Raw genomic sequence first — 26,942 nt, forward strand, 5'->3', positions numbered from 1 at the left:
GCTTCAGCGTCCCGTCGGTTTCGCGTCTCCGCGCAGGGCGGCGGCGCGTTCGAAGAGCGTCGGATGCGAATAATGGAACGCGCTGTAGAGCGGGTGCGGCGTAAGGTTGGCGAGGTTTTCCGTGTGCAGCTTTTCGAGCGCGGAAATGAGCGGCTCGGGCGTTCCCGTGATCTCCTTCGCGAACGCGTCCGCCTCGTATTCGTGCCTGCGGGAAAGGCGGTTCGTCAGCGGCGAAAGCCAGAATCCGAAAAGCGGGAAGATCTTTCCGAGCAGCAGCAGCGCGGGAACGAACATGAAGCCGTCGCGGAACTCGAAGCCGAACGCCTCGAAGAATTCCGGCCGCCCGAGCGTCCACCCGACGAGCCCGAACACGACGAAGCAGGCGACCGCGGCGAAGACGAGCCCCTTCGCGACGTGCCCGCGCCGGGAATGCCCGATTTCGTGCGCGAGCACCGCCTCGATTTCGGCGGGCGAAAGCTGCGCGATCAGCGTGTCGTAGATGACGATGCGGCGCCATTTCCCGAAGCCCGTGAAGAACGCGTTGGAATGCCCGGAACGCTTCGAGCCGTCGATGACTTCGATCTTTTCGGCGACGAAGCCGGCGCGCGTCGCGAGCGCTTCGAGGCGTTCCCGCAGCTCGCCTTCCGGCAGCGGCGAAAGCTTGTTGAAGAGCGGCAGAATCCATTTCGGGAAAACGACGATCAGTGCCAGCTGAAACGCGAAGACCGCGCACGCCGCGAAGATCCACCACGTCCGCGGGAGCGCGTGATAAAACGCCGAAAGCGCCCAGACGAGCGGCACGCCGATGACGAAGCCGAGCGCGACCGACTTCACCTGGTCCGTGATCCACAGCTTCGCCGTGCTCTTGTTGAAACCGTATTTTTCCTCGATGCGGAACGTCGAATACAGATCGAACGGAATGCTCGTCAGCGAGAGCGCGACGGAAATCGCCGCGAGCGCGACGCCCTCGCGCCAGACCTGCGCCCACGAGCCGACGGCGACCGCGTCCGCACCGAGCAGCGTTCCCGCGAACGCGCACAGCGGCGCGTAGAGAAAAAGCACGAGCGCGGCGGACCAGAGCGCGTCCCAGGCGGTCTCGACCATGCCGAAATCCGTCTTCTCGACGGTGTAGTTCACGGTCTTGCGGTAATTCGCGTAAAGCCCGTCGCCGAGCTTGGGCGCCGTGGCGAAACCGTTCGCCTCGAATTCGTCCGCCTTCGCGAGCGCGTAGGCGCGGTTTTTCCGTTCCAGCCAAAAATCCGCCGCCGTCTTCGCGAGCAGCAGAATCAGAAAGGCGATCTGCAGGTGACTCATGGCGCGCGAGCCTACGCGCTTCGCCGCGGGAACGCAACGCGCTTTCAAAATCCGCGGGAACGCGAAAACGAACAGGGATTTCGGGGATTTTAAGGGATTCGATTCGCTCCCGCGGAGCTCTGTTTCTTCGTTTCTCCGTTCCTCTGTGTTTAAAGGAGAGCTTAAAGGTTAAGGCTTAAAGGTTAAAGGGGAGTTTGTGCGAAAAGGATTTCGGGGAAGCGACAGGAATGTCGCCTCTCCCATGAAACTTTTCTTTAACTTTGCGGGTTTCCGGGGCATACGGGACGGGCGCGCTCATGCAAAAACACGGCGGCGCGGGAAGGCGGATTTTCGGCTTTAAAAAGTTTCGGCGAAATCCTATTTTTCCGCGAAAATCGGTTATTTTGCAAACGACATGAATCAAGAAAAATCTTCAAGTCTGGCGCAGGAGGCGGCGCGTTATCACGCGTTCCCGCGCCACGGAAAAATCGAGGTTCTCCCGACCGTTCCCTGCGCGTCTCAACAGGATCTGACGCTCGCCTACACGCCCGGCGTCGCCGCGCCCTGTCTCGAAATCCGCGACGATCCCGCGAAAGCGGCGCTCTACACGGCGCGCGGCAATCTCGTCGCCGTCGTCTCCAACGGCACAGCCGTTCTCGGGCTCGGCGACATCGGTCCGCTCGCGGGAAAGCCCGTCATGGAAGGCAAGGGGCTGCTCTTCAAGGCGTTCGCCGACGTGGACGTCTTCGACATCGAGCTCGCGGCGCGGACGCCCGACGAGGTCGTCGCCGCCGTGAAGGCGCTCGAGCCGACGTTCGGAGCAATCAATCTCGAAGACATCAAGGCGCCGGACTGCTTCGAAATCGAAGATCGGCTGAAGGCGGAGCTGAAGATTCCCGTCTTCCACGACGACCAGCACGGCACCGCCGTCATCACGGGCGCGGCTCTCCTCAACGCCGCGGAGCTCACCGGGCGCGACATCTCGAAGATGAAGGTCGTCGTCAGCGGCGCGGGAGCGGCGGCGATCGCCTGCACGCGCTTTTATCTTTCGCTCGGCGTCCGCCGCGAGAACGTGTGGATGTTCGACTCGAAGGGACTCGTCCACGCCGCGCGCGCGGACCTGCACGCGAGCAAGCGCGAGTTCGCGCAGGAAAAGCCCTGCACGATGGCGGAAGCGCTCGCGGGCGCGGATCTCTTTCTCGGGCTTTCGCGCAAGGGGCTGCTCACGAAGGAGCTCATCGGACTCATGGCGCCTTCGCCGATCGTCTTCGCGTGCGCGAATCCCGATCCGGAAATCACCTACGAAGACGCCAAGGCGGCGCGCCCGGACTGCATCATGGGCTCCGGCCGCTCCGACTGGCCGAACCAGATCAACAACGTTTCCTGCTTCCCGTTCCTGTTCCGCGCGGCGCTCGACGTGCGCGCGACGCAGATCACCGAAGAGATGAAGATCGCCGCCGCGAAGGCGCTCGCCGCGCTCGCGAAGGAGCCCGTTCCCGAATCCGTCGTCGAGGCGTACGGCGGAGAAAAATTCTCCTTCGGCGTCGATTACGTGCTGCCCAAGCCGCTCGACCCGCGCATTCTCGAGCGCGAGAGCGTCGCCGTCGCGAAGGCCGCCGCGGAATGCGGCGTCGCGCAGGCGCCGATCGCCGACCTCGAAGCCTACGAAAAATCGCTGCGGGAACGCGTCGCGAAGACGCGGGAACGCCTCCGCGCGAACGCGGAGCGCGTGAAGGCCGCCGACTGAGAGAAGAAAGTTTTCCGTGATGTCTCCGACGCGAAACGTTTCCGGGGCGTCTCCCGCCGAACTCGCCGCGCGCGTGCTCGCCGCCGCGAAGGCGCGCGGGAACGCGACGCTCGCCTGCGCCGAATCGTGCACGGGCGGCGCGGTCGCGTCCGCGCTGACGGACGTTCCCGGCGCGAGCGCCGTCTTCCGCGGCGGCGTCGTCGCCTATTCCGTCGCCGTGAAGCGGAGCGCGCTCGGCGTTCCCGCGGAAACGCTGGCGCGCTTCGGCGTCGTCTCGCGCGAGTGCGCGGAAGCGATGGCGCGCGGCGCGGTGCGGACGCTGGGCGCGGATTTCGCCGTCGCGACGACGGGCGTCGCCGGCCCCGGTCCGCAGGACGGCGTTCCCGCGGGCACGGTCTGCATCGCCGTCGCCGCGCCGGACGCGACGTTTTCCGAAACCGTTTTTTTCCCGGGCGAAACGCGGGAACGCGTCAAATCCCTCGCGACGCGCGCGGCTCTCGGTCTCCTCGCGGACGTTCTGAGCGGAAAGGAAAAGTGACGGAGTGACGGAGTTATGAGGTTATGGAAGTTCATTGAGTTCGGCTTCGCCGAAAGGATTTTCAAAAACTCTTCTTCGCGGAGCGAAACACAATCAACTTCATAACCTCCATAACCTCATCACCTCATAACCTTTTCCTTACACCTTCCGCCCTGCGCGCACTGAACAACGTCCTTTTCCGTTTGCGCCGCGGGCGCGGGAGCAGCAGAATCATCCGCCATGACGAAAAAAGAACGCGCGCAGTTCGTCGCCGACACGCTGGAACGCCTTTACCCGGAAACGCCCATTCCGCTGAAGCACAAGGACGCGTTCACGCTGCTCGTCGCCGTCGTGCTCTCCGCGCAGTGCACGGACAGGCGCGTGAACGAAGTGACGCCCGCGCTCTTCGCGCTCGCGGACACGCCGCAGGCGATGGCGCGCCTCGCGCCCGAGACGGTCGAGGCGATCATCCGCCCCTGCGGGCTTTCCCCGCGCAAGTCGCGCGCGCTCGTTTCGCTCTCGCGCGACATCGTCGAGAAATTCGGCGGGCGCGTTCCCGCGAACTTCGAAGACCTGGAATCGCTCGACGGCGTCGGGCACAAGACGGCGTCGGTCGTGATGTCGCAGGCGTTCGGCGTTCCCGCGTTTCCCGTGGACACGCACATTCACCGCCTCGCCGCGCGCTGGCGGCTCTCTTCGGGGAAAAACGTCGAACAGACCGAGCGCGACCTCAAGGCGCTCTTCCCACGGGAACGCTGGAACCGGCTGCACCTTCAGATCATTTTCTACGGCCGCGAACACTGCACGGCGCGCGGCTGCGACGGGCACGTCTGCGAAATCTGCCGCGCGCTCAACGGGCCGCAAAAAAGCTTAAAGGTTAAAGGTTAAAGGGTTTAAGGGTTGGGGAAACGCGCCCCGACGGGGCGAAACAAAGATAACCCCATGCGCGTGTTCTTCTACGCGAAGAAAAAATGACGGGAACGCCGCGGGCGGGCGCGAAAAAAGGGACGGGCCGCTTCGCCCGTCCCTTTCGCGTTTTCGCCGCCGAAGCGCTCAGAACGAAAGCTTCGCGCCCGCGAAGGCCCCGAATCCGGGAGCTTCGTAGCCGATGTTGTAATCGTCGTATTCGCGGTCGAGCGCGTTCTCGAGACGCCCGAAAACCGAGAACTTTTCTCGTCCGTCCGCGTAGCGCGCGACGACCCAGCTGCCGTACACGCGCGCGACGAAGTAGTCGCCCATGTCCGCCTGCGCGTAGGGCCACGTCGGCTGACCGCCTTCGCGTCCCTTGACGAACGTTCCCGAAGCGCCGACCGTGAAGTCTTCCGCGAACGTCCATTCCGCGCCGAGCGTTCCCATGAACTGCGGCACGAGCTTCAGGCGCTCGTCCGTCTTGCGGTCCCACGCGTCCTGGAACGTGGCGTTCCCGTAAACGCGCAGCCCGGAAATCGCCTCGGGAGCCCATTCCGCCGTCAGCTCGACGCCGTTCGAACGCGCCTCGTCGATGTTGCGGAGAACCGCCGGATAGACGGAATAGTCCGCGACGAATTTGTCCTTCGTGTCGATGAGGAAGAGCGTCGCGCCGACGTTCACCTGCTTGTCGAAGAGCTCCTGCTTGACGCCGATTTCGTAGGAAGTCGATTTCTCCGCTTCGAGCGAATCCGCGGCGACGTTGCCCCAGTTCGGCGAAAGATCCGTGTAGCTCGGCGTGCGGAAGCCCGTCGAGATTTTCGCGAAGACGCTCGTTCCCGTCGCGTCGAAACGATACTGCGCCGCGAGCTCGTACGTCGTCCTGTCGCCGTACTTGTTCGTGTCCGTGTAGCGCACGCCGGCGGAAAGCTTCAGATCCTTGACGAGTTCCCACTGCGCGTTCGCCCAGACGGAATTGCTGTACTGCAGCAGGCTCGCGGGAACGCCGCCCCAAGACGGATCGCCTCGCGCGAACGCGTCGTCCTGAATGAAATCATAGCCCGCGGAAACGAGCAGATTTTCGAACGCCTGCCAATCCCACTGCATGGAGACCTGCTGCGCCTTGTTCTCGTTGTCCACGAGACCGCCGACGTAGCCTTCCGACTTGTATTCGGAATACGAATACAGGATTTTCCCCTGCAGGTTCTCGAGCGGCCTGACGACGAGCTCCGGAGAAATCATCCACGACGTGTCCTTTTCGCGGTCGGTGTAGCTCTTAGTGTAAGGCGAAATTCCGTCGCCCGGGCAGCCGTAGTCCTTTTGGAAAACGCGCCCGACGAGATTGAGCGAGAGCTTGTCGGAAATCTCCCAGTCGAGACGCGGTAGAAACGCCGTCTGCTCGTAGTCGTTGTTCCAGTTGTAGCCGTCGGAGGCGGAATAGGAAAGCCCCGCGGAAAAGCCGAGCCCGGAGGGCAGGTCGGTTTCGAAGCCGTCGGTGTTTCCGGCGATTTCCGCGCCGAAGGTGCGCGTGCCCCAGCTGCCGCCTTCGCCCCAGATCGAGCCGGTCGGCTTGTCGTAGTCGAGCCCGTTGCGCGTGCGCAGATCGATCGCGCCGCCGATCGCCGCCGAGCCGTAGAGCGTGGACGCGCTCCCGCGCAGAATCTGGACGCTCGCGAGATTGTCCGTCGTGAGCGTGTTCAGCCCGTACTGTCCGTAGATGCCGCTGTTCATGCGGCGCCCGTCGAGCATGACGACGGTCTGCTGCGAACTCGTGCCGCGCATCGAAAGCGAGGTCGGCGTTCCCGTGCTCACGCCGCCGAAGATCGTGATTCCCGCTTCGCGGCCGAGGGCATCGGCGACGCTGCGCACCTGCTGCGAGGCGAGTTCTTCTCCGGAGACGACGGAGACGGAGGGCGAGACCTTGTCGAGCTCGACTTCCGTGCGGGAAGCGACGACGACGGTCGTCGGGAGTTTGGCTACTTTTTCCGGCGTTTCCGCAGCGCTCGGCGCGGCCGTTTCGGCGGCGGGAGCGGCGGGCTCGGGAGGAGCGTCGTCCGCGAACGCGCGGGGCGCGGCGGCGACGCCGACGACGACCGCCGGCAGCAAGGCTCCGCAGGCGCGGAGGAATTTCAGGGAAAAGCCCGCGGAAAACGACGCTCCCGCGAGCGGTTTGGATTTTTGTGACTTCATTGTTTCGCGTGAAGAACGGCGCGTCGTCCGGCGGCGCGCCGCGTTTTTGGAATCCGCGCGGCAAGATATTCGGACTTCGAACTGTGCGGCGTTTCCGCCGCGCCCCGCGCTCCGCCTTCGCAAAGATTCCGGGAACGGCGTTCCCGCAAGATCTTCACTGGCGTTCCCGCGCGGTCCGCCCTTGTGGACCGCCCGTGGAGCTCGAGTCGTTCGTCACCGCAGCGCGTCTGTCGCCGATTTTCACGGCATTCCCTTCGCGCCGCGCGAAGTGGTTTCGGGCTGAGAAAGAACGGAATGCATCAAGGGAAACCCCCGCGCCGCGGATTCGCAAGATTTTTCCGCGCAAGAAAAAGCGCTTGACGGCGCGCGCGAAAAAAGGCTTAATCGCGTTTCCTTTTACGGTGGATGTAGCTCAGTCGGTTAGAGCATCGGATTGTGGTTCCGAGGGTCGCGGGTTCGAGTCTCGTCTTCCACCCCACTTCAAATCCCGCAGCGATGCGGGATTTTTCTTTCACGCGCAATTTTCCCCCTCCATGAAAAAAATTCTTTTCGTATGTCTCGGAAACATCTGCCGCTCCCCCGCGGCGGACGGCATCTTCTCGCGCCGCGTCGCCGAAGCCGGTCTCGCGGGAACGCTCGCGTGCGATTCCTGCGGCACGGGCGACTGGCACATCGGCGACCTGCCCGACCCGCGCATGCGCGCCGCGGGAACGCGCCGAGGCCTCGAATTCACGCACCGCGCGCGCCAGCTCCGCGACGAGGATTTCTCCGCGTTCGACCTTCTCGTCGTCATGGACGAACAGAACCGCCGCGACGTGCTCGCCCGCGCGCCCCGCGGCTTCGACGCCGGCAAAGTCCGCCTCTTCACGGAATTCTACACGGGAGACTTCGCCGCCCTGCCCGGCGTTCCCGACCCGTATTGGAGCGGCGACGACGGCTTCGACCGCGTGCTCGACATCCTCGAAAACGGCTGCCGCGGTCTCCTGAAAAAACTTGCTCCGGCGCCCGGCGACGCGCGATAATGCGCGCACCATGAAAAGACTTCTCGCTCTCTGCGCCGCCGCGCTGCTCGCGGCATCGTCCGCGCCTTCCTTCGGGGAAAGCGCCGTTCCCGCCGCCGCCGAAAACGCGGACGGCCGCGTGATCATCGTTCCGAACAAAAAGAAGAAACCGCGGAAGGAGCCGCTGCCGAAGCGCAAGCTCCCCGACCGCGAGTTCCGCCAAGCGCTCGCGCGGCGCCTCTACGGAAAAATCCGCGTCGTGAGCATCGGCGAGGACGCCAAGGTGCGCGTCGTCGGCATCGGCGAAGATCTGCGCGTCCGCGTCGTGAACATCGGCGAAAATTCTCCCGGTCTCTGGCGCTACGTGGACATCGGAGAAGACTTCAAAATCCGATTCGTGGACATCGGGGAGGACATCACCGTCCGCTTCGTAAGCATCGGCGAAGGGCCTTCGAACTGAAGCCGCCGGAGCGTTCCCGCGCTTAGGACCCGACGCGGCAGGCGCGCAGCGCGAGCAGTTCCCGCGCGACCGCGCGGTCGTCGAACGGCAGCGTGACGTCGGCGAATTCCTGATACGTCTCGTGCCCCTTGCCGGCGATCAGCACCACGTCGCCCGCGCCCGCGGCGTCGAGCGCCAGCCCGATCGCGCGGCGGCGGTCGGGCTCGAAGACGATTTTCTCCGGCGCGACGACGCCCGCGCGCATGTCGTCGAAGATGTGTTCGAGCGGTTCCCTGCGGGGGTTGTCGGAAGTCGCCCACGCGAAGTCGGCGAGCGCCTGGACCGCGCGCGCCATCTTCGGGCGCTTGCCGCGGTCGCGGTTGCCGCCGCAGCCGAAGACGACGAGCAGCCTGCCGCGGACGACCTTGCGCAGCATCCCGAGCGCGTTCGTCAGCGCGTCGTCCGTGTGCGCGTAATCGACGAAGACGTCGAACGGGAACGGGTTTTCGGAGACGCGCTCCATGCGGCCGGGAACGCCGGGGAAATCTGCGAGATCCGCCGCCGCGCGCGCGACGTCCCCGCCGAGCGCGGAGACGACCGCGAGCGCGCAGAGCGCGTTCGAAACGTTGTAATGACCCGGCAACGACGTTTTCGTCGGGAACGTTCCCGCCGGGCAGATCAGCGCGAAGCGGCTTCCCGCCGCGTCGGAGACGACGTCGCGCGCCTCGAAGCGCTCCGCGGCGGTCGGCGCGTTCCCGCCTTCCGTCCCGAAGACGACGAGGCGCGTCTCCGGCGCGACCGCCCCGATCAGGCGGCGTCCGTACGCGTCGTCCGCGTTCACGACCGCGACGCGCGGGAACGCGCCCTGCGAGCCGTCGAAGAGTCGGCGCTTCACGGCGAAATAGTTTTCCATGTCGCCGTGATAGTCCATGTGGTCCTGCGTCAGATTGGTGAAGGCGACGACGTCGAACGGCAGCCCGTAAACTCGGTTCTGCGCGACCGCGTGCGAGCTCACCTCCATCACGGCGCCCTCGCAGCCGCCGTCGCGCATCTCGGCGAGAAAGCCGAGCACGTCGAGCGACTCCGGCGTCGTCTTGTAGCTCGGCACGCTGCGCGCGCCCAGTTCGTAGCGCACGGTGCCGATGAGTCCCCACGGCGCGCGCGCCCCGCTCTGCCGCATCATCAGAAAGCGCACGATCGAGGTCACGCTCGTCTTTCCGTTCGTTCCCGTGACGCCAACGAGCCTCAGCGCCTTCTGCGGCTCGCCGTAAAACGCGGCGGCGGCGAAGGCGAGCGCGCGGGAGACGTCGGGAACGACCACCTGCGCGACGGAGGCCGGCAGCGCGAGGCGTTCCCGCGAGACGACGGCGACGGCGCCGCGCGCGACCGCGTCCGCGGCGAAGAGCGCGCCGTCCGTGCGCAGCCCGTCGAGCGCGAAGAAAAGCGCGCCCGGGATCACGCGGCGGCTGTCCGTGATGAGAATTTCAGGACGCGTTTTTCCGTCCCCGAAAATCGAGGCTTCGGGGACGCGGGCGAAAATTTCTTCGAGAGTCTTCATGGCGAAAATCGGAATGCCGCAGATGAACAACCGCGCGGGAACGCTGTCAATCGCTAATTTCCCGACGACGCCCGCCGCCCGCTCCGGAAGCGCCTGGGACGCAGAACTTTACGGAACGAAAAACTCCTAATTCACGAAACGAACTGAAAAATCTTCTCCGCTCGTGACGAACTGAATCGTGTAATTGTAAAAACTTTCGCAGAAACTCCAAGTCGAAGAAGAATACGCGTTTCGAGCCACGATGCGAACAGTCTTGTCCGCTCCGCTGTCGTTGCGGATCGCAGACCGTCGAGGTGCGCTTCGTGGACTGCGATTCCAAGTCCTGAAGGTTCGACGTCGCGAAGTTCGGCGCCGACGCGCTCCGCGGCGTTTTCTCCGGCATGAGAAAAGCCGCCGAAGCCATCATGAAACGCCGCGCGAAGAAACGCTGAGCTCCGCCGCGTATACGAAAACTGAATACGATGGGACACTCGAAGACTTCCGTCGAAACGCTCGCGGCGAATCCGAAAAGCCGAGTCTGGGAGACCGTGGACAGAAAGGGCGAGGTTCACTTCCTCAGGCACAGCAAGAACTCAAAAGGAAATGAATCTTCTCCGATGCATACTTACACAAAGACGAAGATCTACGTGATGCGCTACGAGAAAGGAAAGCTCAAGGGACAGGTGAAGGAAATCTCGATCATGAACCCGCGGACCGGAAAGAAGATGATGGACATTCACATGAAGGACGAGGGAATCGGCCCGCACGTCCACCATTGGAAGAGCTTCAAAAGGACGACGCGAGACGGTGAGCCTCTGACAAAAGCCCAGATGAAATTTATTGAAAACGTCGTCGAATTGGCGAAAACTGCAAAACAATGAATGAAGAACTGAAAGAAAAAATCGAATATGCAAGACAGGCGCTCTACGGCTACGTAATCGAAAACGAAATTGGAGTGCGCCTCAAGATCTTCGAAAAGGACAATTATTTTATTTCACATTACGAACTCCGACAAGACGAAGCCGCGCCGGACGAAGCGCGATCGTGTCCTTTCATTCTCCGCGACTGGTTCTACAACGAGTTCCCGGAGAAACGCGGAAAATTCGTCCGCGGATTCAAGGACGAGTTCGACCTCATGGAAAACTTCAAAATCGAAGGAAAATGCCTGCGCCAACTCATCGAAGACGGCGAGGTCGAATTCCTTGAACTGGACGAATAAACTCCTCTTGCCCCGGCACGCTACACAGACGAAGCACCACAGGACGCGGACGTTCGACCTCTACAACCTGAGCCTCTGCGCCGCGGCGGCGGAGGGCGCGGGCAGTGGATAATGGATAGTTGATAACTGATAATTATCCGCTATCCGTTATTCACTGTCCATTGTCAGACCGGGCGGAGCCGGAGACGTTCGACTTCTGCTTCAACGGGCTCCCGCGGCGTCGAAGCGTATCGAAAATTTTACGGCAGCAATTAACGCCAGTTAAAGCGTTCTTGCCCCTCGGGAACAAACGCAACGGTAATGTCCGCTTCCAGCCAAGACTGAACAAACGCGATTTTTATTCCGTAGGGATCCGTGGACAAAAACCACCGCCCAGGCTTGCTCGCCCTGTATTTATCGCAGAGGGAAATCAACAGTTTTGCATCGGACTTGTTCTTTTCAACAAAAACCCAATACCGCGCCTCGGAACGATTCTGAGTTACGGAAATCTTCCCGTAACATTCCTTCCAGATTCTTTCGCATTCGTCTTTATAAAAGCGCCCGCCGCGCATGACGGGAGAATCCGGCGCTTTCGCACCGGTAAGCACAAAAGTCGAGCAAAGCAAAAGCAGAAAAGCGAAAATTTTCTTCATGACCATGACTTTTAGCCTTCGCCCGCCGAGCTTCAACAGAAAAACGACTTCCGCCAACGCGAATCCCGTTCCCGCGGAGATGTCGTGAAAGGCCTTCGTCCAGCGGCGGACATTGTCCGTCGATTTGAAGACGCTCGCGAGGCGCCCGGCGACGGAGGCGAGCTGCTCGAAGCTCTGTGTTCCGTTCGCCGCCTGGTCGCGCAGTTCTTCGCAGAGCGCCTTCGACTGCTCCAGCCCGCCGATCAGCGGCGCGAGGCGCGTCGCCGCGTCCTCGAAACGCGCCGCCTGCGACCAGGCGGAGGAGAACATTTGTGCGAGGCGTCGGACTCCGTGTCCGACCATCGTCAGCGTCGCATAAAATTCCAGCCACGATTTTTTTGAATTTCTTGCGGCTTCTGCGACGCTGTCCGCGATTTTTACATTGGCTTCCCGGATTGCGGAGATGTCAGCGCCGAATCTGAATAAAACGTCTGTTCCCGTCATTGTTTTGACTTTCTTTTAAGAGTTGTTTTATGTTTCCGTCATGTTCGGACCGAGTGGAGTATCATTCAAAGACTTTTTAGGCGTGATTTTCTCGATATTGAAATTCGCGTTCGGGGTCTGTGTGTTTTGTCTCATTTCGGTTCCGTTTTCGCTGTTCGGGTTCTGGATCGGTCTTTTGTGTCTGCTCGCCGTTCCCTTCCTTGTTTTCGGTTTTTGTTATCTCGTCTTTCTCCTTGAGGATAGGGCTTACACTCACGGACGGAAGAACGGCGAGAAGAGCAGTGAACAGAGAACAACGGATAGTGAATAGTGAATAACGTTATTCACTGTTCATTATTAACTATTAATTATCGTTGAGGGTTGAATCGGCGGCGGAGCCGCCTGTTGATTCGGCTTCGCCGAGGACCCCTTCCTTTTGCCGCTTTTTTTCGTGTTCTTCGTGTTCATTCGCGGTTGAGTTTCGGTTTTCAGTTGAAGATTTTTTCGACGACGGCTCCCGTCGTCGCCAGGATCGCCAGGATTTTCCAGATCAGCTCGCGGTTGAACTTCACGCCGGTTTCGACGACCTTGATTCGCTCGTCGTGCCGCGCCGACGTGGTCGCCAGGTCGTCGAGTTTGCCCTTGATTTCGGCGGTGTCTTTTTCCTGGCGTTCTCCGCGCAGTCGTCCTTCTTCGCGCACCTTGTCGATGCTGTCTCCGATGTGCTTCAGCTTGGCGTCGAACACGTCGTCGTTCATGGTCATTTTTCGGAGAATTCGACGGTGAGGCCAGAGAAGCGTCCGCCTAAAAAAACTCGAAGGACAGGCGGGAGGCCTGCCCTTCTTCGTGCTTTCGCGTCTTTGCGAGAGCTCAGAATTCCGCGGCGACGAAGGCGGGGAAATCCGCGTGCAGCGCGACGCCGTTTTCGGCGAGCCAGCGGCGCGTTTCCGCGTCGATCGGCTTGCCCGTCGCGACGGCGGCGGAGCGGATGCCCGCGTTGAGCCCGCAGAGCCAGTCGGACTTGCGGTCGCCCACCATGAAGCAGCGCTCGGGGCGCAGCCGCGAGAACGCCGCGAGCTGTTCGAGAATGAAGTCCGGCTTCGGCTTGCGGTAGCGCGATTCGCGGTCGGGCGCCTCGGGCGCGACGCCGCACGCCGCGAACGCGTCCGCGGGAACGCCGAGCAGCTCGAGGAAGCGCGCGTGGCATTTTTCGTAATCCGCCATCGTGAAGAAGCCGCGTCCGATGCCGCTCTGATTCGTGAGCAGGAAAAGCAGGCAGCCGGAGTCGAGCGCGCGGCGGACGGCCTCGCGGACGCCGGGAATGAGCTCCACCTTTTCCGGCTCGTGCAGGTAGTCCTTGTCGAAGATGAGCGTGCCGTCGCGGTCGAGGAAAAGCGCGTCGGGGCGGATTTTTTGAGCGTCGTCGTTCATGGTCGTCGTCATTTCGTTTCGTCGAGTTTCACTTTCAGCACGGGGCAGAGCGCGTTCGGGTCGCCGCCGAGGATTTCGCCTTCGGGCAGATTTTCCGGGAGCGGCGTTCCCGCGGGAGGCAGAAAGACGTAGGCGAATTTTCCGTCCGCGCTCCGCGACGCGAACGCGCCCTCGAAGCCGTAATACGGGCGCGTGCCGTAAACCGCTTCGCCGTTCACGCGCAGCCAGGCGCCCACGGCGCGGAACACCGCCGCGACGTTTTCGGGAACGCTTCCGTCCGCCTTCGGGCCGACGTTCAGCAGCAGGTTGCCGCCTTTCGCCGTGCATTCCTCCAGCTGGCGGATCACGGTTTCGGCGGACTTGAAGTCGCCGTCGAATTTCGAGTAGCCCCAATGGCGCCCGACGGTCATGCAGCTTTCCCAGTCGGTGTCGGGATAGCCGTGCGCGGGAATGTGTTTTTCCGGCGCCATGTGGTCGCCGCAGCGCAGGTCGAGGCGCACATTCGCGTTCGTGTCGAAGCCGCCGTAGGCGTAGAGGCGGTTGTTCATCACGACGTCGGGCTGCAGCTCGCGGCACATTTCGATGAGCGCGGGAGCGTCCCAGCCGCGCTTGCCCGAGGCGGCGCCCTGCGAATAGTCCCACCAGAGCACGTCGATTTTCCCGTAGTTCGTGAGCAGCTCGCGCACCTGGTTTTTGAGATGGCGCAGATAGGCGGCGTGGTCGATCTCGCGCCCGGGAACGCCTTCGCGCCACGCGATCTGGCCGCTCGGGTAGCACAGCTGCGGGCAGATCGTGTAGTCGTAGTTCGGGTGCGACCAGTCGATGACGGAATGGTAGAAGCCGACGCGGATTCCGCGGGAACGGAACGCGTCCGTGAACTCGCGGACGAGGTCGCGCCCGAAGCGGTCTTGCGCGTCGTAGTCGGTCTGCGCGGAGTCGAAGAGCGCGAAGCCGTCGTGGTGCTTCGTCGTCAGCACGGCGTAGCGGCAGCCGGCCTCCTGCGCGAGCGCGGCCCACTGCTCGGCGGCGTCGGCGCTCGGCGCGAAGCGCGGGAACGCTTCTTCGCGGTAGGTTTCGGTGTCGGTCTCGACGTTCTTCTGAATCCATTCGCCGCCGGCGTATTTTCCGCGCCATTCGCCCGCGAGCCCGGAATAAAGCCCGAAATGGATGAACATGCCGAACTTCGCGTCGCGCCACCAGCGCATGCGCGCGTCGCGCTCGGCGCGCGTCTCAAAGACGGGCGCGTGGTCGGCGTCGCCCGCGATCACGGGAACGCGCGGCGCGGGCGTTTCGGAGCGCGTTCCCGCCGAGGCGGAGAGCGCGAGGAGCGAAGCGGCGAGCACCGCGGCGGAGATTCGGGCAAGGGATTTCATGGTCTCGGGAAAATACCGTTTTCGCGGGAACGCGCGAGCAGTTTTTTGCGTTCGCCGCGCGAAAAAAAAAAAGAGAAATCCGGACGCGCTTCCCGGGCGCGGGAACGCGTCAGAGTTCGGAGAGGACGGACATTTCGTCGGCAATGACGCCGCGGGAACGCGTGACGCGCAAAATCTCGTCCTCGATTTCGGCGGGCGGGAAAATCAGTCCGGGCGGGAGCGTTCCCGCGCGCTCGGCGAGGAAGAGCGCGCCCGCGTTGTGCAGCGCGAGCGTCGCGTCGATGTAGCGCAGGTGCGTCGGCTCGTCCAAAAAGAAGTTCAGAGACTTTTTGCCGCCCAGCACGCGCTCGGCGGGAACGCGCGGCCCGAATTCGTCCTCGACGCCCATGTTCGCGAGCAGCGCGCGGGAACGCGTCAGCGCGTCGGGCAGGTTTCCGCGGTCGTGCGCGCCGCGGACGCCCGTCGCGGAGACGACGGCGAACGCATCGCCGACGGCGGCGAGCACGCCCGCCTCGTCGCGGAAATCGACGATCGCGTCCGCCAGCCGGCGCACGAGCGGCGTCGCCGTCGCGGGATCGGTGACGACCGCGACGCGCGCGCCTTTTTTCTTCGCGTAGAAGACGAGCCCGGAGCCGACCTTGCCGCTGCCGAAGACGAGCAGGTTCCGCCCCGCCCAGTCGCCGAAGCCGCGCGCCGCCATCGCCCGGAAATAGCCCTCGCCCGTGCCGAGGCAGGTCTCGATGCGCTTGATCCTCCCGCCGTCGGCGAAGAAGACCGGCTCGGCGGCGCCCGCGTATTTTTCGGCGCCGGAGCGCGTCAGCTCGACGCGCCCGATCCGCGCGCGCCACGCGGCGAACGCTCCCGCGTTGTCGAGCACGAGGTCCGCGTCGAACTTCGCGCCGTCGTCGCGCACGACGGGAACGCCCTCGGATTCGAGGTATTTTCTGACGTCGGGCGCGTGCGGGAACAGCTCCGTGACGCCGACGGAAAGCTCGGCTCCGGCGGCGATCAGCGCGCGCCATTTCGTGAGCGTGTTGCGGAAGACGGGCGTGGCGTCGACGATCTTCATCCCGGCGAGCGGGCGCGTCTTCGCCCAGGTTTCGCACTGGGCGTTCAGCGCGGGAAAGTCGCTCGGAGAGTAATGTGCGGAAATGACGGAATCGAAAAGCATTTTCGGAAAAAGGTTAAGGAGTTGAAGGAGTTTAAAAGACGATTGCGCCTCCGCTCCTCGGCCCGCCTCACTGCCAGGCCTGAAGATTGAGGAGCGCGCGGTCGGCGGAGCCTTCGTTTTCCGCGAAATAGACGGCGAGGCGCAGCGCGGGCAGCGCGACCGCGGGTTCGGCGGCGAAATCGACCTTGCGGATTTCCGCGAAGAGCGAATCCGCGGAGCGTCCCCGCAGCTGGAAGACGTCGGAATAGCCGGCGTCGATCAGCCAGCGCGCGACGGCGACGGGCATGTGCGGAATGCGCATGAACGGGCTTCCGAGCGCGACGGGATCGGTCTTCTTCTTTTTGCCTTTGCCGCGCATGGTTCAGTTCTCCTCGAGAAAACGCGCCGTCGTCTCGTACAGATGCGGCGAGTTGAGCAGGAAGGAGTCGTGCCCGGCGACGGCCTCGATCTCGACGTAGCGCGCGTCCTTGCCCGCGCGCTTCAGCGCGATGACGATTTCGCGGTTCTGCCACGGCGGGTAGAGCCAGTCCGTCGAAAAGCCGACGACGAGCGTGCGCGCCTTCACGCAGGCGAAAGTCTGGTCCAGCGAATGCTCCTTCGCGAGGTTGAAGAAGTCGCTCGCCGCCGTGATGTAGAGGTACGAATTCGCGTCGAAGCGGTCGAGGAATTTTTCGCCCTGGTGGTGCAGATAGCTCTCGATCGGAAAGGTGATCTTGCGGAGAAATTCGCCGGTCTTGATGCGCCCGCCGGGCAGCTCGGGCGATTTTTCGCGGCGGATCTTCGCCGTCAGGCTGAAGTCGGAAAGGTAGGTGATGTGCGCCATCATGCGCGCGACGGCGAGCCCGCTGCGCGGTCCCGTGCCCTCGAGTTCGCCGTAGTAGCCGCCGAGCCAGTTCGGGTCCTGCGTGATCGCGGCGCGCGCGACGGAATTGAACGCCGTCGCCTGCGTGTTCTGCTTCGCCGCGCACGCCATGGCGATGACGTTCTTCACCATGTCGGGGAATTCGATCTCCCAGATCAGCGCCTGCATCCCGCCCATCGAGCCGCCGATGACGGCGTGGAGGCGCCGGATGCCGAGCGAGTCGATCAGCAGCTTCTGCGCGCGCACCATGTCGCGGAACGTCAGCACCGGGAAATCGATGCCGTAGGGATCGCCCGTCTCGGGGTTCACGGAAGTCGGTCCCGTGGAGCCGCTGCAGCCGCCGAGGCAGTTCGAGCAGATCACGAAATACTTGCGCGTGTCCACCGCCTTGCCCGGCCCGATGAAGTGGTCCCACCAGCCCGGGCGCTTGTCCTCGGGGCGATGGCGCCCGGCGACGTGGTGGTCGCCCGTGAGCGCGTGGCAGATCAGAATGGCGTTGGACTTGTCGGCGTTGAGCGCGCCGTAGGTCTCGTAGCGCAGCGTGAAGTTCGGAATCGAGCCGCCGAGCTCGAACTCGAAGGGCCGGTCGTAAACGAAATCCTGCGGAGAAACGAGGTCGGAAGCGCCTTCTCCGTTGATTTCCTGGGTCAGTTCGTCGTCGTCCGTCATGCGGTCTTCGCCTCCGGGAGTTTGCTTAAGAATTCGATGAGCCGCGGGAACGCCGCGCGTATGGCGTCGCGCGCGGCGCGGTAGCCGTCGAGCGTCGCGCCGAAGGGATCGGGCACGTTCACGACCAGCACGTGCGGTGGCAGTTCGGAAAAAAGTTCTTCGACCGCCTCGACGTGCCCGCGCGTGAGCCCGACGAGGACGAGCGTCCGCGCCAGAATCGCCTCGGAGATGCGGCGGGAACGGTGCGCGGAAAGATCCGCGCCGCATTCGGCGACCGCGCGGACGGCGTTCACGGAAGCCGTCTCGCCGTCCATCGCGGAAACGCCGCACGAAGCGACGTCGAACGCGTCCGCGAGCCCGGCGCGCGCCAGCTCCGCGCGGAAAAGCGCCTCCGCCATCGGGCTTCGGCAGGTGTTCCCGGTGCAGACGAAAAGAATGGTTCTTCGCGGTTCGTTCGGCATAAAATCAGTCAGAAATGAAACGACTTTCCGGCGGGTTTCGCAATGTTTTAAAGGAGGTTATGAGGTGACGAGGTTATGAAGTTCATTGAGTTCGGCTTCGCCGAAAGAAGATCAGACGCTTCAGCTTTTAAGCTTTTTCGACCTCCATAACCTTCATAACCGCCATAACCTCATCACTTCTCTAATTCACTTCGCGCGGAGAATCTCGAAGACCGTCACGCTCTTGCCCTTCGGCGGCGCGATCTTGATCGAGCCGTCCGCCTCGACCTTCACGCTCGCGGGATCGCTCGAAAGCACGAACGTCCGCCGCGCGCCCTTCTCCGCCGGCAGCGTCGCCGCCGAGGAAAACGCGTAGCCGGAGAACGGATCGCCGTCCGTCATGCTGGCGCGCGAAGTCGCCTTCGCGTCCGCGGGAACGTCGAACTTGAATTCCTCGAGCTTGATGTTCAGCGGCTTGCCGGACGTGTTCACGTAGCGGAAGAAGCGGATCTTCCGCCCCGCGTCGAGCCTGCCTTCGAGCTCGGCGCCCTTGTTTTCCGTCTTGAGCTTTTCCCACTTCACGCCGTCCCTGGAGACTTCGACGGCGCCGCTCTTCGACGCGTCCTTGTTCTCGAGGCGCAGATGGACGTATTCGCCGTGAATGCCTTCCGGCAGGCCGATGCCGACGAACTGCTTCGGCGCGAGCGTGAACGGCTCGAACTTCTTCAGCCGCACGAACTTGCCTTCCTCGCGCACGGGCTCGGCGCTCTTCAGCGCGGGAACGTCCGTCACGACGACGAATCCCGAGCCTTCCCCGCCGGCGGAGGCCGCGGCGCCCGCGGAGGCGCCGACCTGGCGGCACAGCTTCGCCCATTCGCCCCGGAACGCCTCGCGCACGAACGGCGTCACGTGCAGCCCGGCGACCTTCAGCGCGTTGGAATCCTTGCGTCCGATGACGGTCTCCTCGTTGCTGCGCTTCATGCGCGCCTCGGAGTAATGCTCGATCCTGTCGAACGCCTTGGCGACGCGCCCGGCGGCCTCGAGCTTCTTCTCCGGCGTTCCCGCGCCCGCCATTTCGACGGTCGCCTCGCCCGCCTCGCCGAGCATCGAAACGCCCTTGATCCAGTATTCGAGCTCGTGCCACAGCCGCGGGTTCGCCTTGGGCATCTCCTTCGCGAGCCTGCGCCCGGCGGCGTTCATCTTTTCGAATTCGGCGACGAGCGCCTTCCTCGTTCCCGCGGAAAGCTTGCCGCCCTCCAGCTCCTTCTTCGCCGCTTCGAGCGTCGGCAGAAAATCGACGGATTCCTCCTTGCGGTAGCCGTGCCCGTTCGGGCCCAGGTCGGAATTGTGCTTGGAAAATTCGTACATCGCCTTCGCGGAAACGCCCGGATAGACGAGCGCGAAGCCTTCCTTCCACGCGCGCTGCGAATCGAACGCGCCCGTGTTCCACGCCCAGCAGCCCGTGCCGAAAACGCCGATCTTCGACGCCTCCGGCTTGTCCATCGGGTTCGCCGTCATGCCGACGATCTTGCCCTTCGTCTTCGGATCGAGCCCGTAGGTGCGCCCCATGCACAGCGCGGCGCTGCGCGCGTAGTCGATGACCGGCCAGTTCCACCAGATGTAGGGCGCGCGGCGGATGCGCTTGCTCACCCAATCGACCGTGCCCTCGGTGATGTCCGTGCAGACGGAATCGCCCGTCCACATGACGTTGATGCTCGGGTGCAGCTTTTCGCCGAGCACGTCGAGATAGTCGCCGCCCGACCAGCCTTTGTTGTACTGGCTCGGGCACATGACGAGCGGCGCCACGTCGTTCTTCTTCGCGATGAAGTTTTCCTGCACGTAGTTGCAGACGCGCGCCTGCAGCTCGCCGTTGTGCGTGAAGATGTCGTCGAAGAACACGCCGAACGCGCGCACGCCGAGCCCGTACATCAGCTCGAACTTGTCCACGAGCTTCTTCATGTCCGCGTCCGCGTTCCCGGGATTGTTGATGATGCTGCCGACGTGCGCCGCCCAGACGAAGCGGACGTGGTTGTCCGTCGCCGCCTTGATCTGCTTTCTGAGCAGCTCCGCCTGCTCCTTCGGGTAGGGTTCCCACCAGTGCGCGTGGTGATACTTGTCGTCCTTCGGGCCGTAGATGTAGGTGTTCATCTTGAACTTCCCGTAAAGCTCGTACTGCGAGATGCGCGCGTCCGGGTGCCACGGATCGCCGTAGTAGCCCTCGACGACGCCGCGGAACGGCACGTCCGGCCAGTCCAGCACTTCGCCGCAGGCGATCTCGCCGTCGATGTCGATCATGCGCGCGATCGTCTGCACCGCGTAGAATTCGCCGTCCGCGTCCGCGGCGCTGATCCAGATCCCTTTCGGCGTCACGTTCAGCCAATACGCGCCTTCGCGGGGCTTCACCTTCGCCGCGGCGAGGCGTTTCTTCAGCGTCGCGCCGTCCTTTTCGAAGACGATGTTCACCGAGCCCGCGGGAGCGATCTTCTTGCCCTTGAAATGCCTGCACGCGGCGGCGATCGACGGATATTTGCGCGCCGCGGCGGCGGAAAGCGCGCTCGCGGGAATCTTCTGAGAGCCGGCGGGCTTCACCTGCTGCGGCGTCGGGAAAATGTCCTTCGCGGGCGCGGCGGAAACGCACGGCGCGACGAAGGCGGAAAGCGCGGCCGCGAAGACCGCAGGGAAAACTGAGTGGGGTTTCATGCCGGCAATTCAAGCTTTCCCGCGCCGCGAGGTCAAAAGGAAAAGCCGCCGCCGCGGGCGTTCCCGCTCGGGAAAAAATGCGTTGCGGGAACGCGCGCGGGAACGCATAGTTTCCGCATCAATTCCGTCACCGCCATGAACTTTTCGAACATCATCTTCGCCCTGCCCACGGGCGTCACCATCCTCGTCGTTCTCGTCGTGCTGCTGCTGCTCTTCGGCGGGAAGAAGCTGCCGGAGCTCGCGCGCGGGCTCGGCAAGGCGCGCCGCGAATTCAAGAAGGCGAGCGAGGAAATCGAGGACGAAGTGAAATCCGCGATCGAGGACGAGGAGCGCGCCGACGTCCGCCGCAGGCTCATCGAGGAAGAGGAGCGCGCCAAGATCCGCGCCCGCATCGAAGCCGAAGAACGCGCTAAAATAACGAATAACGAACAGTGAATAATGAACAGCGCCGTGCTCTCGCTTCGCGAAAATGAGGTCGAATCCTCTCTTTTTGCGGAGCAAAAAACGCAATGCGCCATTCACTGTTCATTATTCCTTGTTCACTGAAAGCCGTCCGCAACCGTAGCGGACTTTCGTTTCAGAAATCCGACTTACATGAAAACGCTGATATCCGTATTTTTTATTCTCGCGGCGTGCGCGGGAACGCACGCGCAGGAGGACGCCGCGCCGTTCCCGTTCTTCGCCGACGCGGGCGCGCCGTTCGCCGAAGCCGCCGACGCCGAGCCCGCGACGAGCGTCGCGCTCGCCGCGTCCGCCGAACGCGTTCCCGCAGGCGGCGAATTTTCCCTGCTCGTCAAAATTTCCCTGCGCCCGCACTGGCACGTCTATTGGAAGAATCCCGGCGAGGCGGGCATGCCGCTTTCCGTCGAATGGCGCGACGTTCCCGCCGGCGTCGAGTTCGGCGAATGGCGCTGGTCCGCGCCGAAGTTTTACGAGCTCATGGGCATCGGCAGCTACGTCTTCGAAGACGCCGCCTACGTCGAAATCCCCGTGAAGCTCGCGCCGGGCGTTCCCGCCGGAACCGCGCTGAAGCTCGCGGGAACGGCGTCCTGGCTCGCCTGCGACGACGACGGCTGCTACCCGCAGGACGCGGAGATCGAGGCGTCGGTCGCCGTCGCGCCCGCGGGCGAAGCCGCCGTTCCCGCGAACGCCGGGCTTTTCGCCGAGGCGCGGCGGACGTTCCCGCGGCGCGGCGAAACGCGCGCGGAATTCCGCGCCGGAGCCGACGGCGCGCCCGAGCTCGTCGTCGCCAGGAAAAACGGCGAGCCGCTCGACGCGCACGCGCGCTTTTTTCCCGAAGCCCAGAAATTTTCGGTCGCCGCGGCGAGCGTCGTTCCCGCGATCGAAGCGGACGGCGCGGCGCGCTTCGCGCTCCCGCTCAACGAGGGCGAGACGCTCGCGGACGCGCGCGAGCTCGCGGGCGTGCTCACGGACGGCGACGGGAACGCGTTTGAGATTTCTCCCGGCGAAATCCTCGCCGCTTCCGCCGTTCCCGCGGCGGACGTTCCCGCGCCCGCGGCGTCGGCGGCGCCGGAATTTTCCTTCGACCTCGCGTTTCTCGGCGCGCTCGCGGCGGCGTTCGCGGGCGGGCTGATTCTGAACCTGATGCCGTGCGTGTTTCCCGTGCTCGGGCTGAAGATCATGCACTTCGTCGGCAAGGCGGGCGCGGAAAAAAGCAGCATCGCGCGCCACGGTTTCGTGTTCGGCGCGGGCGTGCTGGCGTCGTTCTGGGCGCTCGCGGGCGTGCTCGTCGCGCTGCGCAGCGGCGGCGAGCAGCTCGGCTGGGGCTTTCAGCTGCAGGAGCCGGCGTTCGTGTACGGCATGATCGTGCTGCTGTTCGTGTTCGGGCTGTCGATGTCGGGCGTGTTCGAGTTCGGCGTCGGCGCGACCTCCGTCGGCGGCGGTCTGCAGGAAAAATCCGGCTACGCGGGTTCGTTCTTTTCCGGCGTGCTCGCCGTGATCGTGGCGACGCCGTGCGCCGCGCCGTTTCTCGCGCCCGCGCTCGGGAGCGCGCTGACGCTGCCCGCGGGGCCGTCGTTCGCGCTGTTCACGGCGATCGCGGTCGGGCTCGCCGCGCCTTACGTGCTGCTCTCGTGCGCGCCGTCGCTGCTGAAGTTTCTGCCGAAGCCCGGCGCGTGGATGGAGACCTTCAAGCAGGCGATGGCGTTCCTGCTCTACGCGCCCGCGCTGTATTTCGTCTGGGTGCTGATGGGGCAGATCGAGGACGCGTTCGCGCAGCGCGATCTGCTGATCTCGCTGGCGTTCGTCGCGCTCGCGTGCTGGATCTACGGCAAGTGGGCGGTCGCGTGGCGCCCGCGCGCGACGCGCGTCGCGGGAACGCTCGCCGCGCTCGCCGTCTTCGCGGGAACGCTGATCTACGCGGGAACGCTCCTCGGCGAAAAGAAGAGCGAGGAATGGATTCCGTGGACGCCCGAGGCGCAGGCGCGCGCGCTCGACGCGGGCAAGATCGTGTACGTCGATTTCACCGCGCGCTGGTGCACGACCTGCCAGGTGAACAAACGCGTCTATTCCGACGAGACGCTGCGCGCGGCGTTCCGCGACGCGGGCGTCGTGACGATGCGCGCCGACTGGACGAACCGGAACGCGACCATCGCCGCCGAGCTGCGGAAATACGGGCGCGCTGCCGTTCCCGTGAACGTCTTTCTGAAAAAAGGCGAAGCGCCCGTCATTCTCGGCGAGCTCTTTTCCGGCCCCGGCACCGTCCTCGACGGCCTCGCGGAAACGGAAAATCCCGCCGCCGCCGCGACGCGATGAGCGCCCCGCTCCGCCGCGTCCGCGCGGACGGAGAATCCGCGAATTGCACGAATTCTTAATGGAGGGTAAGCGTCCCGCTTGCCCCCGAAATTCGCGGCTGCAATCTTTCCCGCAGATCCCGCAGATTTTCGCAGACGCTAACTCCTTTTTCCTGACCACGGAAACTCACGGAAATCTGCACGGAAAAACCCCGAAACGCCGGGAGCTCGGAGTCACCGCGTGTTTCCGCGAGCTTCCGTGAGGATTTCCGTGAGTTTCCGTGGTAAAAAAACGTCCCCGAGGATCTCTCCCCGGGGACGCACACACTAACTAACACACACTAAGAAAAATGGGAAAAGTGGAGGAGTAGAGAAGGTTTAAAAGGTTGAAAAGTAATTACCTTTTAAACTCCTAAACTCCTCCACTTTTAAACTTTATTTTCTGCGGCGTCGGCGCGTTCCCGCGAGCGCGAGAGCCCCGAGACCCGCCAGCAAGCCGAACATACTCGGCTCCGGAATCGCGATGGAAAGCGTTCCCGCGCCGACGTTCCACGAACCTTCGACGTAAGCCCACTGCAGGTCTTTGACCCACGAGCCGTCTTCACCGTACGTGCCGACTTCGACCGCCGAGAAGAAGGAATTGTCGAACGCGCTTGCCGCCGCAATCGTCAGCGCGACGGAATCACCCGTCAGAACCGTATCCGTCAGCGCGCCGATGTCGAGATAGAGCGTCGCGCCTTCCGCGACCGTGAAGCTGCAGTCCGTCTCCGCCGTCAGCTGCGCGGAATTGTTCGCAAGCAACGAAACGTCGTGAAGCACGACGTTCGCCGCCGCCGCGTTCACGCTCCCGCCGAATGTAATCGTGCCGTGATCGGGATACATCACGCTCACATCGGAAATCTTGAGCATTCCCGAGCCGAGAGCGTTCGCGTGTTCGGCGCTCACCTTGACGCCGGCAACCTCAAGCCCGCCCGAGAAGGTGTTGTCGCCAGCAAGCGTCAACGCTTCATCGGTAAAGGTGGAGTACGTCGCCTTCAGCGAACCCGCGCCGGAAATCACGCCCGCAAGCTTGTTCCCGTTGTTCTCTGACTGCAGAATCAGCGTCTTGCCCGACGAGACGGAAATGTTGTTCCCGATCGTCAGCGCATTTCCGCTGCTATCCTCCGCGACCTTCAGAGTCACTTCGTTCACGCCGGTGCTTCCCGCCGCCGTCACGGTTCCCGTGCCGAGCGCGGAAGAATATTTCAGCACGATTTTGCCCTCGCTGAGCGTCACCGCGCCGGAGAACGCTTCATTCGTCTCGACCGCATCGTCTGCGAGATCGAGCACGAGAGTTCCCGAACCGCTTTTCTGCAAGGCTCCGTTGTTGGCAAGACGCCCCGTAATATTCAGCACCGCCGTTCCTTGGATGTCAAAATTCGCTCCGACGCTTCGAAGCCGAACCGGACCGGAGATGAAGGACTCTTTCTCAAAGGAGTTCTTCACGACGACCGTATTGATGGGACCGCCATTTCCGTTTTGATCATACCCGCAGAAATCAAGCACGCCGTAATACTTCTCGCCTGTCTTCTGGCCCGTTCCCGTGATCGTTCCTCCGTCGAGCACGATCGCGTTCCCGTTTTTCACCGACCAACGATTGTCGGCAAGATCGAGCGTCCCGCCGTTTTCGACAGTAATCGTATTCTGGATGGTCCCGCCAGTCGCGCTCCCGGAAGCCGCCAACTGGTCGGCCTTGGATGTTCCGCCTTGAGTGAACGTGGAACCCGTTCCGGAAACCGTGACGTTGCCCGCCAAGGACGTCCCGGTATAGGTCACGCTGTTCCCGTTGGAAACCTCAATATTCGCGCCCGCCGCAACCGCGCCGGAAATCGTCACTGTGCTCGTGTTCGTTCCCGCGAGCGTCAGCGACGAGCCTGCCGCCATGGAGGTAATCGTTCCCGTGACAGCGCTGTTTCCGGAGAGGCTCACCACCGCGTTCGCGCCGACGGCGACATTATTGAGTGTCACCGCATTATCCGTCGTTCCCGCAAGCTTCAGGGCGGAACCCGCCGCCATGGACGCGATCGTCAGATACTCGACGCCGCCGTTTTCCTTGACGTCGATGACGGCGTTCGCGCCCAGCGTCACGGCGCCCGCGTTATAGTCGGAAATCTTTCCTTCCGTCACGGAGAGCGTGCCGTTCTTGATCGTCGTCGTGATGATGAGGAACGTGCCCGCGCCGTCCTTCGTCAGCGTATGACCGCCCAAGTCCAGCTCCGTCGGAGCCCATTCCGCTCCGGCGAGCCCGAAATGCCTCGTAACGGCCGTGACCGTCGAATCCGCGGTCAGAACGACTTTGGAAAGCTGCCGTCCGATGCTAGTAGTGTTGCCGAGGCTGTCAATGTTGCCGAGGCTGTCTTTCAGAACGCCGCCGTTGAGATAGACCGTGCCAAGCCGCGCGCCGTCGGTGTCTTCTCCGTAGCAGACCGAATCCGCATTGCCGTTCAGGTCGAAGACGCCGCCCGCATTGACGGTCACGTCCCCGGCGAGATTCTTTGCGGACGAAAGCGTCAGCGTGCCGCCGTTCCCGACGAAAAATCCGGACTTCGCCGCAACTTTCCCGCCCGAGAACGAAACCGTTCCCGCGGAAATCGTCAGCGTGTCCACCGCGACGCCGGCGGAATCGACCGCGACGGTCGCGGACGAATCGAAGACGACGTCGTCAAGAGCCGCAGACGCGACATTCCCGCTTTCCGCCGAAGAATCGGAGTTCCACTGAGTGGACGAAGACGACCACGTCTCTCCTTTGGCGTTCCCGCGCCAATACAGCGTCGAAAACGTCGAAGCCGTGTAGGAGGACGTCAGATTGGAAATGGTGTTGGAACTACCCACCGAATTATCGCTCCACACGACAAAAAGCTTTTCCGTGCCGGTCAGAATAAGGTCGCTTGCGGAAAAAGTGACGTTGGCGTTTTCCGTAGTGGGAGAATAGGCAGTCGTCGTGATCTGCTGTTTGGCGAGTTGCGTCGCCGTCGTTCCGTCCCAACTCCACACGGAGAAGTAGGAGCTCGTCTGCACCTTGCCCGTGAAAGAGATGGAAATGTCCGTCATCTTTTTGTCGGTGCCCAAGAGCGTGTTCAAATCGACCGTCGCCGCAACGAACTCTCCGCTATATGCACTTCGCCCAGTAAAAGTAAAGCCGGTTGCAGTAAACGAAGAGTCGGAAGATTTATCTTCAGTCGACTTATTGTCCACGCTGAAGTGCCATCCGTCTTCTGCGAGCTTCGAACAGACAGAGAGATCGTTGGCGACGACACTCGCGCTGATATTGGAAGAGCCGAGACCTTGTTGCCAATCCGCGGTTTTATTGGTGCTGGTCAGATAAGTAACACCTGTTCCAGAGGAACCGAGCGTCGGCAAGAGCGTTCCCGTAGTCGTTTCCGCGAACGCGTTAGCCCCCATCGCCGCGGCGGCGAGGAGAGATGTGAGGAGTAATTTTGAGGATTTCATGGAATGTGCAGTATTGGTTGTTTTCGGTTTCTGAAATTGATTTGAGAGAAACACTATCTTTTTGACGGTGTGCGTCAAGCGAAAACCGCGTTTCTGACGGTGTTTCAAAAA

The 26,942-nt window shown here is 63.0% G+C and carries 24 protein-coding genes and 1 tRNA gene; 12 read left to right on the forward strand and 13 right to left on the reverse strand.

Annotated features, from left to right (window positions below):
* Positions 1-3: 3 nt before the first annotated feature.
* Positions 4-1,314 (reverse strand): M48 family metallopeptidase, encoded by a 1,311-nt coding sequence (locus tag ACQREB_RS01155; protein WP_427764271.1) that lies wholly within the window; start codon positions 1,312-1,314, stop codon positions 4-6.
* A gap of 394 nt (positions 1,315-1,708) precedes the next feature.
* On the opposite strand from ACQREB_RS01155, the gene ACQREB_RS01160 reads away from it, so the two are divergent.
* The 3 genes from ACQREB_RS01160 to nth all read left to right on the forward strand — a co-directional run bounded on the left by ACQREB_RS01160 (position 1,709) and on the right by nth (position 4,445).
* The gene (locus ACQREB_RS01160; RefSeq protein WP_427764274.1) at positions 1,709-3,040 is read left to right on the forward strand and encodes a malic enzyme-like NAD(P)-binding protein; all 1,332 of its coding nucleotides are present in this window, start codon (positions 1,709-1,711) and stop codon (positions 3,038-3,040) included.
* 19 nt (positions 3,041-3,059) lie between these two features.
* Complete coding sequence (locus ACQREB_RS01165; RefSeq protein ID WP_427764276.1) at positions 3,060-3,578, forward strand: CinA family protein; 519 nt, start codon at positions 3,060-3,062, stop codon at positions 3,576-3,578.
* Positions 3,579-3,797: 219 nt separating this feature from the next.
* Positions 3,798-4,445 (forward strand): endonuclease III, encoded by a 648-nt coding sequence (nth, locus tag ACQREB_RS01170; RefSeq protein WP_427764279.1) that lies wholly within the window; start codon positions 3,798-3,800, stop codon positions 4,443-4,445.
* Between the two features lie 165 nt (positions 4,446-4,610).
* On the opposite strand, the gene ACQREB_RS01175 is transcribed toward nth, so the two are convergent.
* On the reverse strand, positions 4,611-6,653 hold the full coding sequence (locus tag ACQREB_RS01175) for a TonB-dependent receptor (protein ID WP_427764282.1): 2,043 nt from the start codon (positions 6,651-6,653) through the stop codon (positions 4,611-4,613).
* Between the two features lie 401 nt (positions 6,654-7,054).
* Here ACQREB_RS01175 and ACQREB_RS01180 point away from each other — a divergent pair.
* The 3 genes from ACQREB_RS01180 to ACQREB_RS01190 all read left to right on the forward strand — a co-directional run bounded on the left by ACQREB_RS01180 (position 7,055) and on the right by ACQREB_RS01190 (position 8,114).
* A tRNA-His gene (locus ACQREB_RS01180) sits at positions 7,055-7,131 on the forward strand.
* A gap of 55 nt (positions 7,132-7,186) precedes the next feature.
* Entirely contained in the window at positions 7,187-7,675 is a 489-nt protein-coding gene (locus ACQREB_RS01185; protein ID WP_427764284.1) for a low molecular weight protein-tyrosine-phosphatase, read from the forward strand.
* Positions 7,676-7,685: 10 nt separating this feature from the next.
* Positions 7,686-8,114: a hypothetical protein gene (locus ACQREB_RS01190; RefSeq protein ID WP_427764287.1), complete on the forward strand. Its 429-nt coding sequence runs from the start codon at positions 7,686-7,688 to the stop codon at positions 8,112-8,114.
* 22 nt (positions 8,115-8,136) lie between these two features.
* Here ACQREB_RS01190 and ACQREB_RS01195 read toward each other — a convergent pair whose 3' ends face one another.
* On the reverse strand, positions 8,137-9,651 hold the full coding sequence (locus tag ACQREB_RS01195; protein ID WP_427764290.1) for a UDP-N-acetylmuramoyl-L-alanyl-D-glutamate--2,6-diaminopimelate ligase: 1,515 nt from the start codon (positions 9,649-9,651) through the stop codon (positions 8,137-8,139).
* Here ACQREB_RS01195 and ACQREB_RS01200 point away from each other — a divergent pair.
* The 4 genes from ACQREB_RS01200 (at position 9,650) to ACQREB_RS01215 (ending at position 10,961) form a co-directional block, all read left to right on the forward strand.
* Positions 9,650-9,781 carry a hypothetical protein gene (locus tag ACQREB_RS01200; RefSeq protein WP_427764293.1) on the forward strand — a complete coding sequence of 44 codons (132 nt, stop codon included), beginning with the start codon at positions 9,650-9,652 and terminating at the stop codon, positions 9,779-9,781. The genes ACQREB_RS01195 and ACQREB_RS01200 overlap by 2 nt on opposite strands.
* A gap of 466 nt (positions 9,782-10,247) precedes the next feature.
* Complete coding sequence (locus ACQREB_RS01205; protein ID WP_427764296.1) at positions 10,248-10,511, forward strand: hypothetical protein; 264 nt, start codon at positions 10,248-10,250, stop codon at positions 10,509-10,511.
* A complete protein-coding gene (locus ACQREB_RS01210) occupies positions 10,508-10,849 on the forward strand; it encodes a hypothetical protein (protein ID WP_427764298.1) in 342 nt (113 codons plus the stop codon). The genes ACQREB_RS01205 and ACQREB_RS01210 overlap by 4 nt, the downstream gene beginning before the upstream one ends.
* Positions 10,833-10,961, forward strand: coding sequence for a hypothetical protein (locus tag ACQREB_RS01215; protein ID WP_427764300.1), 129 nt, complete (start codon positions 10,833-10,835; stop codon positions 10,959-10,961). The genes ACQREB_RS01210 and ACQREB_RS01215 overlap by 17 nt, the downstream gene beginning before the upstream one ends.
* A 139-nt stretch (positions 10,962-11,100) precedes the next feature.
* Here the strand turns inward: ACQREB_RS01215 and ACQREB_RS01220 are convergent, their stop codons facing one another.
* From ACQREB_RS01220 to ACQREB_RS01260, 9 genes are all read right to left on the reverse strand, one after another.
* Positions 11,101-11,790 carry a DUF6150 family protein gene (locus ACQREB_RS01220; RefSeq protein ID WP_427764303.1) on the reverse strand — a complete coding sequence of 230 codons (690 nt, stop codon included), beginning with the start codon at positions 11,788-11,790 and terminating at the stop codon, positions 11,101-11,103.
* Between the two features lie 641 nt (positions 11,791-12,431).
* A complete protein-coding gene (locus ACQREB_RS01225) occupies positions 12,432-12,707 on the reverse strand; it encodes a hypothetical protein (protein ID WP_427764306.1) in 276 nt (91 codons plus the stop codon).
* Between the two features lie 106 nt (positions 12,708-12,813).
* Positions 12,814-13,386, reverse strand: a complete 573-nt coding sequence (locus ACQREB_RS01230) for a D-glycero-alpha-D-manno-heptose-1,7-bisphosphate 7-phosphatase (protein ID WP_427764310.1) — start codon at positions 13,384-13,386, stop codon at positions 12,814-12,816.
* Positions 13,383-14,747, reverse strand: coding sequence for an alpha-L-fucosidase (locus ACQREB_RS01235; protein WP_427764313.1), 1,365 nt, complete (start codon positions 14,745-14,747; stop codon positions 13,383-13,385). Before ACQREB_RS01235 ends, ACQREB_RS01230 begins: the two co-directional genes overlap by 4 nt.
* Positions 14,748-14,856: 109 nt before the next feature.
* On the reverse strand, positions 14,857-15,918 hold the full coding sequence (locus ACQREB_RS01240) for an adenosylhomocysteinase (protein WP_427764316.1): 1,062 nt from the start codon (positions 15,916-15,918) through the stop codon (positions 14,857-14,859).
* Between the two features lie 67 nt (positions 15,919-15,985).
* Entirely contained in the window at positions 15,986-16,276 is a 291-nt protein-coding gene (locus ACQREB_RS01245; protein ID WP_427764318.1) for a hypothetical protein, read from the reverse strand.
* A gap of 3 nt (positions 16,277-16,279) precedes the next feature.
* Positions 16,280-17,449: a homoserine O-acetyltransferase MetX gene (metX, locus tag ACQREB_RS01250; protein WP_427764321.1), complete on the reverse strand. Its 1,170-nt coding sequence runs from the start codon at positions 17,447-17,449 to the stop codon at positions 16,280-16,282.
* Positions 17,446-17,910 (reverse strand): low molecular weight phosphatase family protein, encoded by a 465-nt coding sequence (locus tag ACQREB_RS01255; protein WP_427764324.1) that lies wholly within the window; start codon positions 17,908-17,910, stop codon positions 17,446-17,448. Before ACQREB_RS01255 ends, metX begins: the two co-directional genes overlap by 4 nt.
* A gap of 186 nt (positions 17,911-18,096) precedes the next feature.
* Positions 18,097-20,589 (reverse strand): beta-N-acetylglucosaminidase domain-containing protein, encoded by a 2,493-nt coding sequence (locus ACQREB_RS01260; RefSeq protein WP_427764327.1) that lies wholly within the window; start codon positions 20,587-20,589, stop codon positions 18,097-18,099.
* Positions 20,590-20,724: 135 nt separating this feature from the next.
* On the opposite strand from ACQREB_RS01260, the gene tatA reads away from it, so the two are divergent.
* Both tatA and ACQREB_RS01270 read left to right on the forward strand, forming a co-directional pair.
* Positions 20,725-21,024, forward strand: a complete 300-nt coding sequence (tatA, locus tag ACQREB_RS01265; protein ID WP_427764329.1) for a twin-arginine translocase TatA/TatE family subunit — start codon at positions 20,725-20,727, stop codon at positions 21,022-21,024.
* Between the two features lie 159 nt (positions 21,025-21,183).
* Positions 21,184-23,364 (forward strand): protein-disulfide reductase DsbD family protein, encoded by a 2,181-nt coding sequence (locus ACQREB_RS01270; protein WP_427764331.1) that lies wholly within the window; start codon positions 21,184-21,186, stop codon positions 23,362-23,364.
* Positions 23,365-23,777: 413 nt separating this feature from the next.
* Here ACQREB_RS01270 and ACQREB_RS01275 read toward each other — a convergent pair whose 3' ends face one another.
* Positions 23,778-26,831, reverse strand: coding sequence for a beta strand repeat-containing protein (locus ACQREB_RS01275; RefSeq protein WP_427764334.1), 3,054 nt, complete (start codon positions 26,829-26,831; stop codon positions 23,778-23,780).
* Positions 26,832-26,942: the final 111 nt, after the last annotated feature.

This window comes from Candidatus Spyradosoma sp. SGI.093 (assembly GCF_050314555.1).
Classification (GTDB): domain Bacteria; phylum Verrucomicrobiota; class Verrucomicrobiia; order Opitutales; family UBA953; genus Spyradosoma.